Annotated in this window: 14 protein-coding genes; 8 read left to right on the forward strand and 6 right to left on the reverse strand. The window is 46.8% G+C overall.

The genetic code is table 11. From position 1 onward, the window contains the following. The first annotated feature begins 7 nt into the window (after positions 1–7). The 6 genes from V7R88_RS04610 to V7R88_RS04635 all read left to right on the forward strand — a co-directional run bounded on the left by V7R88_RS04610 (position 8) and on the right by V7R88_RS04635 (position 6,051). Positions 8–1,135 (forward strand): polysaccharide biosynthesis protein, encoded by a 1,128-nt coding sequence (locus tag V7R88_RS04610; protein ID WP_338816508.1) that lies wholly within the window; start codon positions 8–10, stop codon positions 1,133–1,135. Between the two features lie 5 nt (positions 1,136–1,140). Beyond that, positions 1,141–1,764, forward strand: a complete 624-nt coding sequence (locus V7R88_RS04615) for a polysaccharide biosynthesis protein (RefSeq protein WP_226319694.1) — start codon at positions 1,141–1,143, stop codon at positions 1,762–1,764. Continuing rightward, complete coding sequence (locus V7R88_RS04620; RefSeq protein WP_226319695.1) at positions 1,754–3,040, forward strand: polysaccharide biosynthesis protein; 1,287 nt, start codon at positions 1,754–1,756, stop codon at positions 3,038–3,040. Before V7R88_RS04615 ends, V7R88_RS04620 begins: the two co-directional genes overlap by 11 nt. After that, complete coding sequence (locus tag V7R88_RS04625; protein WP_063723530.1) at positions 2,967–4,076, forward strand: hypothetical protein; 1,110 nt, start codon at positions 2,967–2,969, stop codon at positions 4,074–4,076. Before V7R88_RS04620 ends, V7R88_RS04625 begins: the two co-directional genes overlap by 74 nt. Next, a complete protein-coding gene (locus tag V7R88_RS04630) occupies positions 4,060–5,139 on the forward strand; it encodes an acyltransferase family protein (protein ID WP_226319696.1) in 1,080 nt (359 codons plus the stop codon). Before V7R88_RS04625 ends, V7R88_RS04630 begins: the two co-directional genes overlap by 17 nt. Positions 5,140–5,274: 135 nt before the next feature. Next, a complete protein-coding gene (locus V7R88_RS04635) occupies positions 5,275–6,051 on the forward strand; it encodes a DUF4422 domain-containing protein (RefSeq protein WP_063731576.1) in 777 nt (258 codons plus the stop codon). A gap of 173 nt (positions 6,052–6,224) precedes the next feature. Here V7R88_RS04635 and V7R88_RS04640 read toward each other — a convergent pair whose 3' ends face one another. Further along, positions 6,225–7,646, reverse strand: coding sequence for a flippase (locus V7R88_RS04640; protein ID WP_054396118.1), 1,422 nt, complete (start codon positions 7,644–7,646; stop codon positions 6,225–6,227). Between the two features lie 437 nt (positions 7,647–8,083). Next, entirely contained in the window at positions 8,084–8,752 is a 669-nt protein-coding gene (locus V7R88_RS04645; RefSeq protein ID WP_003643206.1) for a sugar transferase, read from the reverse strand. Positions 8,753–9,618: 866 nt separating this feature from the next. Between V7R88_RS04645 and V7R88_RS04650 the strand changes: the two genes are divergently transcribed. Continuing rightward, a complete protein-coding gene (locus tag V7R88_RS04650) occupies positions 9,619–9,924 on the forward strand; it encodes a hypothetical protein (protein ID WP_011101326.1) in 306 nt (101 codons plus the stop codon). Between the two features lie 101 nt (positions 9,925–10,025). Here the strand turns inward: V7R88_RS04650 and V7R88_RS04655 are convergent, their stop codons facing one another. From V7R88_RS04655 to V7R88_RS04670, 4 genes are all read right to left on the reverse strand, one after another. Beyond that, complete coding sequence (locus tag V7R88_RS04655; RefSeq protein ID WP_003643208.1) at positions 10,026–10,253, reverse strand: DUF2922 domain-containing protein; 228 nt, start codon at positions 10,251–10,253, stop codon at positions 10,026–10,028. 29 nt (positions 10,254–10,282) lie between these two features. Further along, positions 10,283–10,495 (reverse strand): hypothetical protein, encoded by a 213-nt coding sequence (locus V7R88_RS04660; protein WP_003644190.1) that lies wholly within the window; start codon positions 10,493–10,495, stop codon positions 10,283–10,285. Between the two features lie 115 nt (positions 10,496–10,610). Then, positions 10,611–10,805 (reverse strand): hypothetical protein, encoded by a 195-nt coding sequence (locus V7R88_RS04665; RefSeq protein ID WP_060599268.1) that lies wholly within the window; start codon positions 10,803–10,805, stop codon positions 10,611–10,613. A gap of 28 nt (positions 10,806–10,833) precedes the next feature. After that, positions 10,834–11,394 carry a sigma-70 family RNA polymerase sigma factor gene (locus V7R88_RS04670; protein WP_054396107.1) on the reverse strand — a complete coding sequence of 187 codons (561 nt, stop codon included), beginning with the start codon at positions 11,392–11,394 and terminating at the stop codon, positions 10,834–10,836. Positions 11,395–11,628: 234 nt separating this feature from the next. Between V7R88_RS04670 and V7R88_RS04675 the strand changes: the two genes are divergently transcribed. Then, positions 11,629–12,387, forward strand: a complete 759-nt coding sequence (locus V7R88_RS04675) for a competence protein ComK (RefSeq protein ID WP_054396104.1) — start codon at positions 11,629–11,631, stop codon at positions 12,385–12,387. The last annotated feature ends 2 nt before the right edge of the window (positions 12,388–12,389 follow it).

A 12,389-nucleotide genomic window follows, 5' to 3' on the forward strand; every position in this document is an offset into this window, starting at 1 on the left:
ATTGAAGATGAGAAAACGGCTAGCAATTGTGTGGGGGAGCCTAGCATTGCTCGCACTATTATTGGGATATGCTTGCTACGCCCTGAGTATTCAGCGCGGTCAAGACACGGTCACGCGGATTTATCAAACTGATCAAAATGGGACGCCGATTATTTCACCCGGACCAATTACCTTAGTAGGTAAGGTCAATCACCGCAATTTATTTCAATCTGGCATTAATGGCTATGTCTTAACGAATCGCGATCCATTGTCGACTTTGTTGCCGCGCCGTAATCAAACAGTGCATCTAAAGTATCGTTCTGCACAGACGACGGCGGAGCTACGCAAGACGCTACGTCAAGCACGGTATTTACAGGCCGGTACTCAGAATACCGCCACGCCGGTCTTTCAAAATCGACAGCAGCGAGGTGATGCGACAACGTACGGTCGTATCAGTACCAGCCAAGACGGCCGGATATGGACGAAACTACCCATTAGTTATCCGCATGTGCAATTGTCACGGCCGAGTGTCTGGTACGCGAATGGCCGCTTGGCGTTGATAGATGGGCAAGACCGTTACTGGACGACTAATTTTAAAGATTGGCAACATCAACGGTTGAACTTTAACGGGGCTGATTTTAAGCAAGGTCGGGTTCAAGCCGTCCTTCCGGATACGGCTGGTTCAGCGGTTGTCGTGGCTCGCGGCATTGATCGCCAAAGCAGCCGTGCCAAACTCTATTATGGACAGCTCACGAAGACTGGCCGGGTCAAAGCTTGGCACGCGTTACAACTAGGGAAGCTTCCAGCGCGCCAAGTCGCTGGAATGAGCTTGATTGATCAGCACTTGTACCTGTTTCGTCAGCGTGGCACGCGTTTGACCATCTATCGTGCCAAGCGGTTGACGCGTCCGGTCAAGTTGGTTGGTCACGTTAAGCTAAATCATGCGCAGTCACAACGCGTGACCGCGGTGAATTTGATACCGACCACCAAGCATCGCTACCGGCTAATATTTGACTTAACGACAGCTGAAAAGGTTCAGAAACAGCCACGTTATCGGTTGCTGGATCGGCGATTTAAAGCAGTGGGGCAGCAGCATCTATTGGTCACTGATTATCTCTGGAGCCAATTTCAAATTAGTCTACGTGGGAGTGAGTGAGGCACATGAAGGTACAGCCAAAGGAACGCTTTAGTTTAGCGTGGCGGTGGTTGCCGCTCGAATTGCTGATCATTATGCTAAGCGTCGGCCTTGGATGGGCGGGCAATCGATGGCTACCTAAGCCGGTGTATCAAGCATCTGTTGATATTCAGATTGCGCAAACGCCGCGTTCAGGGCTGTCAACAGCCCGTCTAAAACGTCAGCGACGCCGGGATATCAAAGCTATCACGCAGTTCAACGTGATGCCACACCAGAGTGCAGTGCTGACTCAAGCCAGCACTTATGCCTATGCGCATTATGGCATTTGGCAACCGATTCAGGAACTGAGTGAGTCGGTCCAAGCGGCACCAGTTGCGCGGCGACCGGTCTTGCGAGTGACAGCAACGAGTAGTTCACGGCAAGTGGCCCAGCAGAATGCTCAGGCGTTCAATGTGGCGATTAAAGCTAATCTGACGGGCTTAAAAAATTATCGAGTGAAGACAGTTAAACGTACCGTAACGCGTGAGACAAACGTGATTCGCGGGGCGCTTTGGAAGTTAATATTAGTTGCTGGGGGCGGCTTAGCGTTGCTGAGTCCGTACCTCGTGAAATATGGTCAGGGTTGGGGGCGGCGCGATAATGAGACGTAGGGGAGCAAGTATACAGCAGCACCGTAATGTGCTCTATCTGATTATCTTCGGAATCTACTTAGCCTCAGTCACACTACAGACGACGACCTTTAACGAGATGATACCGCATCGAGTGGGCGTTTTAATTGAATTAGCGACTTTGGCTGCATTACTGGGCCTCGTGGTTTGCTTAGATGCCTTGACTCCCGGCCAGATTATTGGCGAAGTCAGTTTACTCGTGCTGGTGACTGTCGTGACGCTCACATCGGGTGCGCATTATTTGATGCCGACAATCATGTTGGTGATTGCGGCCCGGGAAGTTTCGTTTCGGCAGATCATTCAAGTTTATCTGGGCGTCGTGGGGACGATTCTCTTGTTAGCGCTAGTTGCTGCGGAAGTCGGACTGATTAAAAATATTACGTTTGCAACTGCCGATGGGTTACGTCAGTCGTTTGGTGTCGTGTATACCACTGATTTTGCGGCCCATATTTTCTATCTGTGTGCGGCGTATTTATACTTACTGGCCCGTCGTTTTCGATTAGTAGCGCTATTACCCGTGTTGCTTGGCCTGGCAATGATTTACCAGTTTACGAAAACGATGACGGATGTGATTGCTTTAATCGTTTTGATCAGCTTGTACTTGGTCTATGTCTATCGCCGCCAGCTTCGGTGGCTTCGGCCGATGATTCGGTATAGCTTTTTGATGTTACCACTTGCTAGTGGGCTAATTATTGGGTTGTCGAATATTTTTAATTATCAAGACCGGATGCTGGTAGCGCTCAATAATACCTTGTCCACGCGACTCGCGCTGGGGAATAACGCGTTATTAGCATATGGCGTTAAATTATTCGGCCAAGCCCCAATCCCAATTAACGGTTGGGGTGGCGATCGGGTTGAAACGTTTACCAATGGTGTCGGTGATGCAACGTATTTCTTCATCGACTCGTCATTCTTAAATATGTTGATTTCATACGGATTACTATTAACGTTGATTATAATTATCGGTATGACCTGGTTTTTGTATCAACGGACGCGGCAACACGATTATTTGTTACCGGTAATCTTTGCGGCCATTGCCATCAGTAGCATGTTTGATCAGCATTTCTTAGAAGTAACGTATAACGTCTTTATTCTGATGTTATTCGCTGATTTACCAAATTATCGAACGGCAGTCGGTCCCGCATTTGACCGACCAGTCGTTATTCGAAGGGGGCGTCGTGCCGATGAATCATCAACAGGCTTATCGGGTGCAGCGGTTGATCCTGATCATCGCCCTGATGTTAATTCTATTCGGTGATACCGGGATGAACGCGGTATTTAGTTTTAGCCATCAACCACAAAGTATCTGGTTCTATCCGCAGCTCGTCGTTGCATTGATAACGGCAGCGGGTCCCAACTTATTGTTGATGGCCCTGGGCGCCTATCAATTGCGGCGCACGGCATTGACCGTGCCACAGTTGATTCGCCGAGTCTTATGGATAATGGGTGGAATTACCTTATTCTCACTAGCCTTCTATCTTGAAGACTTGGTCACCCAAGGTAGTTTAACGAGTTTTAACATCGCTGGCTTTTTTACCGCTTTAGCCCAAGCGCCCGTGGGCTTTTATGACATTTTGTATGAGCTGTTGGGCTTCTTTGTCACCTTGCCGCTACTCAGGGTGATTGCGCACCATGCCAGTCTTGCGATTCAGCAATACCTATTTTGGGCGGAGCTCGTATTTATTGGCATGGTACCAATCTTGGTCTACTTTACTGGTCTGACGACGATCAGTGTTAATCCACCGCTCGCGATTACGGCCGGTTGCTTTTTTGCATTGATGGGGTATTGGTTGAGCCAAACGGAGGTGTTACACCGGATTACGCGAGAACACCTCTTAGTGGCGTGGCTGCTGACATGTGGGTGCTATGCCGTGATGGTGTCGGTCACGATGTATCAAGTGAATCTAGAAAAAAATTTTGACCTTATCAGCAGCCAGCCGTTTGCCCAGACTTTTCAGGCGATTCCGTGTTTGACACTGTGGGTGACGATTGCCACTTGGATCATGAATCGACCACGGTCCAAAGCAGTTCGTCGGCATAACTTTGTTCAAACGGGCTATGGTGATTTACTGGTGGCCGGTCTACTGATGGCACCATTTATGGTCATTAATCGGTTGCTAACACCGATTATCGGCGCGTGGTGGTCTGGTTGGCTTTGGACTAGCGCGGTGCTGATTGTTAGTGTCGAACTGGTATGGTTATTACGACACGTTCGCTGGTTGCAGCGGTTATTACCAGATTTATTTGGCGGCTCCCAGTCAATAGGAGGCTCAGTCAATGCGCAAAAGAATTGAGTGGATCGATATTGCAAAGGGAATCGCAATTTTAGCGGTCGTGATTGGTCATACCTTGGGTCCCTATAACGGGCAATTCTTCGGTAGTTTGATCTTCGCCTTTCACATGCCGATTTTCTTCATGTTGAGCGATTATTTATATCACTCACGCCCGGCACGACAAGAATGTCAGCGTGGTATCATCAACCTATTACTACCGTATCTCGCAACGGCAGTTGTGCTGTTAGTCGTAAGTGCGATAGCCCGGTTATTGCCGAATCCGCTCCTTAGTGCGTATTTTCCAAGTTGGCGTCAAGGATTAATTGCCACGGCATACGGGGCTGGTTCGATCGTCTTCAATCCGTGGCACTGGCAAGTTCAACCGATTGGGGCCGTGTGGTTCTTGCTCAGTATGTTTATCGCACTGCAACTGTTCAATGGTGTGATGTTACTGACGTCCCGACGTCATCAGCGCTTCCGTCAGGCCATCGTGCGGGGCGGGGTGTTCGCTGTTCTCGCAATCTTGGGTGGTTGGCTTGGTCATGTCGCTTATTTACCGTGGGCCTTTAACGCCGCGTTGTTAGCACAGCTCTTTTTATATGCTGGTTACCTCGTTAAACAAACGGCGTTGCTCAGTCGAATGTCATCTGCTTGGTATTTATTATTCACGTTCATGTGGTTAGTGAGTGCTTTTCAAGGTTATTTTGCGTTGACGGTCCCAACGTCGCCTAATCTGTTGATTAGCGTCATGGGGGGCGTTGCTGGCAGTTTGTGTATCATTCGCGTCAGTGACTGGCTTAGTCATTATCCGAATGCACGCCCGGTTAAGTGGTTGAAACGCTACGGCCAGTTATCGCTGGTGGTGCTGTGTTTCCATTTGATCGACCTAAACGTGATTGGCATTGAAGGCTGGTTGACGAATCATTTGATTGCGCAGACGGGACCACTCGTGACAACGCTCATCGCAATCAGCTACCGGATTGGTTTTGTGACGGTTGCCATGCTGGCAATTCCGCATCTTCCGGGAATTCGAGCGTGCTTTTTACCTCGGCAGTATCTCTTTCGTCGGCTACAACGTCGTTAGATTAGTATGTACAACCCGGTAAACACCGAGATAATTAATTGACCTAACAGACACCTGTAAACACTTGCATGATTAAATAATGGAAAATTTATTATGATTTGAGGCACAAATTTCACACCAGAGGGGGACTGGCGAATGAAAGTACAAATTTATGTAGCGGCTCATAAGCCGTATCAAATGCCACTAGATCCAGCTTACCGACCGATTTTTGTTGGTGCGGCGATCCATGGGGCAGCACCGCAAAGTTATCAACCTGATGACGTCGGTGACAATATTTCAGCAAGCAACCCGAACTTTAACGAGTTAACGGCGATGTACTGGATCTGGAAGAACTGTCATGCGGATGTTAAGGGCTTGAATCAATATCGACGCTACTTGTCTGAGGCACCTAAACGCAAGTTAGCCGGTATTTTATCAAGGACCGAAATTGAAAGTTTATTGCAGCAATACGATGTCATCGTCCCGAAAAAGCGCCATTACTATATTGAATCAAATTATTCACATTACGTTCACGCACATCATCGCGAACCACTAGACATGATGCGCACGGTGATTAGTGAACGCCATGCCGCCTACTTAGATGACTTTGATCAGTTGATGCATCAAACGTCGGCGCACATGTTTAATATGATGATCATGTCGGGGCCTAAGTTTGACGACTATGCCAAGTGGGTCTTTGATATTCTGTTTGCTGTGCGTGATCGCATTGATATCACAGATTATGATGTTCAAGAGGCTCGCGTTTTCGGCTACCTATCTGAGTTCCTACTGGATGTATGGATCAACCACAACCAACTTACGTATGTGGAAGTCCCGGTAATGTATATGGAAAAGCAGCAGTTACCGGCGAAAGCGTATAATCTGTTGAAACGAAAGTTCTTCCCACAAGCGGCTAAGCGGACCCACTTTTAAGGTGTCTGCGATTTATCACGGACAAGTGAGGGCAGTCGCTGATGAATGATGCGGCATGCAAATTAATGAGATAACGACTTAATAGTTTAAAAATGCGCCACTCACTAGACGATGATCGGTCTAGTGGGTGGCGCTTTTAAGTCGGTTGTATGAATTAGTAATCGAACGCAGGGTTATTGCATCCGAGTTCGCAATTTTGCAGCATTAGTTAGTACTGGCGGCTGCAGCAGGAACAGTAGCCCCACGTAGGTCAGGGCACCGATGCCAATTTGCAAGGCCAGATTGAGGTAAGAAGCAGCAGTATTGACGTTCAAGGTGTAAACGACGACGAACATGATCACACCAGCAATCACATACTTAAGACTACCCGTGAATAGTTGTCGGGTTGCTAACGTCTGCCGCGTCACGACTAACTGGTAACCCGTAACACACACTTCGGAAATGAGCGTGGCAACCATAGCACCGGCCACGCCCCAAAACCAAATAAGTGGGATGTTGCAAGCGATGTTGACCAGGGCCCCGATAGTGACGGAAAGCGTATAGGTCTTGGTCTGCTTAGTCGGTAGTAGAAACTGCTGACCAAGCACGTTGCTCATCCCAATTAGGATGATGACGGGTGCTTCAATCATCAGCAGTCGGTCGACTGCCCCAAATGCCCGTCCAAAGAAGAGGGGGGCGAGCGTCGTTGCGACCGCTGCCACACCGAGAGCCATTGGAATCGCAATCGCGAGCACAAAGTCAAAGGACATGTATAAGTATTGTTTGACGCGTTCAAGTTGCTGCTTCATGAAGAGGTTGGCAATGTGGGGCAACATGACCGTCCCCGTTGCCGTCACTAGTGCTAAAACGAGCTTGATCAACTTGTCAGAGTAATCGTAAAATCCGGCGGCGGTCAGCGAATCCATCTGCCATAACATGGTCTTATTCAACGCAAGGTAGACCGTCGTGGCGATTTGTGGCACGAATAACGCTAATGAGGGCCGCAGATGCCGAAAGAGATTCAATCGTCGCCAGTGCGGTCGGTCGACACTATGCCGTAAGTATGGCCACAGCGTCAGATTGCCTAGCACTTGTGAGCCCGCTAAAATCAGAATGTAGATTCCGGTATCTTGGCGAGTCTTCACGAATATGAAGATCGCAATCACAGAAGCAATCTTAACGAGCATGTTACGGAGTACAGTTTTTTTGAAATCCTCGAGACCCATGAAGTACCAAGAAATATCAACAGCACCCGCAATAATATAAAATGATTGATAGAAAAAATAAATTTGCAATTGGTGCTCAAAAAAGAGAAAAACCAAAAAGGCGAGATAGGCACAACTGATGGTCAATAACTGTAATATTTCAATTTCCCAAAAAGTTTGTGAGCGTTGCTTCCGATTGTCGCGAATAAAGGCAATTTCGCGGTTACCATAAATCGTAATGCCGACCGTCCCGAACAATAGAAAGTAGGTAATAATCGAATTGGTCGTTGCATTGATACCGACGCCGGTCGGTCCTAAGACCCGCGAGATGTACGGGACGGTTAGGAGGGGCGTTAGTAATATTAAGAGGTTATACCCCGCTGTATAAAAGTAATTCCTTATGATTCGCATGAGTGGCTCCTTGTGGCAATTAAGCAGTCTAACGCTGAATTTCTCAACATTCAACTCATTGTATCACAGCCAATTAGCCGGTTGATAGTGGTTTTAACTGGCTAGGGTTGGTTATTAACAAACTTATTATTTTATAAATTCGAAAGTATTGTTATTGTTAATCTATTGAAAAGCGACATCGTTATATCAACGATAATTAAATTAGGAAGCTAGCTTAATACTTGGAGAACTCCAGTGAGTGATGGTCGTGCACACGATAATCAAGGACTGAAAGATTTTGCCGGTTGGGGTAGAGGAATCAATGATGCTTGCAGGAAAGCGGAATAACCTTGATGGTACGGCGCGCGAATGATGCGTGGCCTGATCAAATCAATGGGTTACAAAAACGCGCAACCAAATTCCCCCTTGAGTTTGGTTGCGCGTTCGTATTTTTATGTTTAGTAAGCGCCATTAGGCTTGAACATAATGACCACTGTCTTGAACAGAATGTAGACGTCAAATGCGACACTCCGTTTAGAAATGTAAGTTAAGTCTAACTTGACCATCTCATCAAAACCGACACTGTTACGAACAGTTGCTTGCCATAAACCGGTACAACCTGGCTTGACGGCTAACCGTTGTTTGTCATAGTCGGAATATTCTTCGACTTCCCGTGGCAATGGCGGCCGGGGTCCAACTAAGCTCATCGAGCCTTGAAGGACGTTTAGCAATTGTGGTAGTTCATCAATGCTATACTTACGGATGAATCGCCCAATCTTAGTTACGCGGGGATCATCCTGCATTTTGAACATGGCACCATCAATCTCGTTATCTTTAAGTAATTTTTCCAACAATTCATCGGCGTTGGAAACCATCGAGCGAAATTTATACATCTTGAATGGGACTTCGCCACGACCTAACCGTGTCTGCGAGTAGAAGACGGCGCCTTTAGGATCTTCAACTTTAATCGCAATTGCAATTAGCAAGAAGAGTGGTGATAAGATGATGAGGCCTAAGAGGCTAGCGACAAAGTCAAACACGCGTTTAATGAACCGATAACCATAACGACGATGCTGACGCCCGGCGTCAATCGTAATCGGTCTGATTTCTCGTTCCTTCAATTCCATAAGTAACACCCTATGCTTCCTTTAAATATTTTCCCCCGTAAATCACAGCCAGGTTAATCTATTACTACTGTTCGGGTTACCACAAACTGACTATGTATGAACCATATTGATACAACCTAATGATTATAGTACAAAATAGCTATCAAGTAAATATGCTTGATACGATTAACTTTGCAGCCTTGCTAATCTCATTATAGCAAATATTGTACTGGAATAAACCAATATTTAAGCTGTAATTCTTTGAGGGTTAGATTTGACTAATTGAACTTTGGTTAACTATAATTTACCAGCATTTCACCCAGTTGCAATTATTAGCAACTTAAAAGCGCGCAACTGTTAGTAAAAGTGGTGCGTCGTAAAATTAGTTAATGAACAGAAAAAATATCAGCTACGTATTCTAATGAGTTATGGGTTTAGGCCTAATAATTGTGACCGGGATAAATATGAGGGGAAAGTGAATCAATCTATGAAAAAATAATTGAGGTGATTATAGTACTAAAAACGGTATGATAGTGATGACTCTGCCAATTGGTGAATAAATATTTGCTAAGCATTAACTATGTGTTAACCTAGCAATCGCGTAATTTAAGACATACGGTTAGAATAAGTTATAAGCTGAATGAAGCGTAAAGAGCTCGTTCTTATCACGGTCATTAAGTAGAAGATAGTCCAAATTAATGAATCTTTTTGTGGCTATGGTTACAATGGCTGCTGATATTGGCCCATCGTTCGAAAGTAAGCTGGCAAATTTTAGGTTGCTACGGTGGCTTTCTCGCGTGATTTCTCACATATTCCCTCTAGGTTTTCACCACCGTTCAAGGTACAATTAGATTAGAGCTCAAATTCAAGTGAAAAGGATGTCCGATATGAATGACGATTGGATCACGGTTTTTCCCGCGGATTATAATAATTCGTACCACTTAATTTTGAAACGGGGGACGGCCCATTATGCGTACTACTACTTTAAGGTTGATAAGCTAGATCAACGGGTCATTTTCTATGATGACATTGAGCGTAGCGGTATTTCGATCAAGACTCAGATCACGCGGACGTTTATGCGGGCACTGGTTAAAGCGATTGATTGGCATCCGGTCGGTAACAGTATTATTATCGAGATTTACCCTGTCGACCGTCAAGAGACGAAAGCGATGCGGCTATCTTGTGATATTTAGCTCTGAAGTGATTGCCAAGAGTAAGACGACTTTAAATGATAACCAAAGAATCCCCGGTCAATTACTGACCGGGGATTCTTGTAATTGCAGGTAACGCGAGGTTAAGCCTTTGGTGCAGTGACGATTGGTGTCTCGATGGTTTCGACGTACTTAGCAGCAAGCGGTTCGGCGACTAAGTTTTCGCCATCCTTCACGAATAGCTTGGTGGCAGCGAGGTCCGCCATTGCCTTACTAACAACGTCTTTACTCAAGTTGTCGTTGGCGTAGTGTAACTTCAAGTGGTGAACCTTGTTTGTGCTAGTCTTAAAGCTTAAGTCTAAAGTTTTCATGGGCGCTTCCTCCTATTATTATGGGCGTGTTAAGCGATGGGTTGTGGATCGTAGCGGTAGGCGTTGGCCAAGTTAGCGGCCGTGAACTGGTCGCCCGTCAAGACTTCGACGATCTTGCCAAAAGCGGCAAGTTGTTCGTCAGTTGCGTCTTGGGCGATTGCGTTAAAGGTTTGCTTACGTTGTTCGTCCAATTCCGTAGTTGTTTGAACAGTCAGGGTTGCTTTTAACCAAGTTTTAGTCATGATGAGTTCCTCCTCGAATTTTGTGGTGGTAGGCTGGCCAGCTTACATTAATACAGACGGTTGAGCCTGACGATTTGTGCAGCCTTTGCCAAAACTTTTTTTGCCTAGGGTCGATTTATGCCGCCGACTCGGTGACGGTGCGGACGGTAATACTGATACGCTTTTCGGCAAATAGTGGGGTCAGGATAGCAATCAGCGTGGCAAGGTCGGTGTCGGTCAGTTCGTGTCCAGCTGACCAGCGTTGACGCGAGCGGTGCTGCTTAGCGTCGATCACTGTGAGTAGCAGGTGGGTGTTCATCCAAATATGCATGGCCGCTTCCTTTCAGACTTCGACAGTCTTATGATTCGTATTTGTCACTAGCTTGTTGCTGGTAGAGCTGGTGGGCCTTAACGAGTAGGCTGGCCCGCCAATTATAGACCGTTCGGCGGCTGACCTGGTGGCGCCGCATGATGCTGGCAACGGATTGTTCTTCGAGGAAGAATTCGGTGAGATAAATGCGTTCACCTGGTCGACATTGAACGAGGAGGTCGGTTAAGAGGTCGGTTAATTGCCAATGGGTCTCCTGCTCGGTCATGGGGTCAATGGCGATGGGCAGAGCATGCACCAAGTTGACTTGCGACTGGGTACGCAAAGTTTGCTTACGTAAATAGTCGACGGTCCGCCACTTGATCCGCCGAAATGCAAATTTACGAAAATCCGGCAAGTTTGCAGGTAGTTCGGGTGCATAGTTCTGGTAGGCGGACAGCCAAGTCAAGTGCGCCACGGTGACACAATCCTCAAATTGTGGATGGTACTTAGTGACTTGGGCAGCTTTTAAAGCGCCGTACAGTAGGCGTTGGTGCTCGGGTCGGGCGAGTAAATCGAAAGCAACTTGATTATCAAAACGATCAGCGTGCATCTGAATAACCCCATTTATGAATGATTTCCTTGGCCAAGGTTGATGCTAGTGTAGCGAGCAGTCGCTGATGCTGCCGGGTGTGAAAATAGCTTGAAAAGTGACGATTTATTTTCATTATTAATGTTCCAATGAGATTTGGTCAAATTGCGGACCAACTACTTTCCTAGATTGTACGTAATTGTTATGATGTGATTAATCTAAAATAACCGCGGACAGCGGGGGCTCGGCTGGTGAATGTTAGAGAGAAATACCTATTTTGAGGGGGCTTTACCATCTATGAACCAAAATATTGACGGTCCACATCACGTTAACACTTTTTGGCAGTGCCATGCCGGTACTTGGGACACCCGACAGCCACAACGATTATTAGCAATTGCGCAACGCGCTGAATTTGCAACAATCGACGTGCTGGAGACACTTTTTCTACTTGACATAAAACACCTAACATGCGTAGAGAATACGCTCATCTTTGATCGCCAACGAGGGCTGATCAAGACGAAACTGACGACGCGCCAGATCATGGTGGCGTATGCTGGACGCTTGGGATTATCTGGGACACAGCTGATTAAGCAACTCGCTGGCGAGATCGGGTTATCGAAGCACAAGTTACCCGTGATTCATGGCGAGGCGATCCTGATGCCACTAACCACCGCCAAGCGGGGAACGACCAGTTGGTATAATCGGCATTATTTGCACCATATTGAGGCTCAAGGTTTCATGACGGCTTTGGTTTATGATGGGCAGATCATGATCCAAGTGGACATGAGTGAGCGGGTGGCGACCCGTCAACTTGAGAAGGCTGGTCAACTGCAAGCGGCACTGCAGGAACATCATCACCGGCGATTAGTGCCTGATCAATCGGTGCCTCCGATGGCAGATACGGATCACGAAATGATGCAGTCGTATACTGACCAAGTCCTGAAGCATTTTGATATCTTAGCGCTTCCCGGAGAAATTAGTTGTTTGACCCGTCAATTTTTCGGTAAACTATAGGA

Origin of the sequence: Lactiplantibacillus argentoratensis, assembly GCF_037290055.1 — a bacterium.
Taxonomy (GTDB): domain Bacteria; phylum Bacillota; class Bacilli; order Lactobacillales; family Lactobacillaceae; genus Lactiplantibacillus; species Lactiplantibacillus plantarum.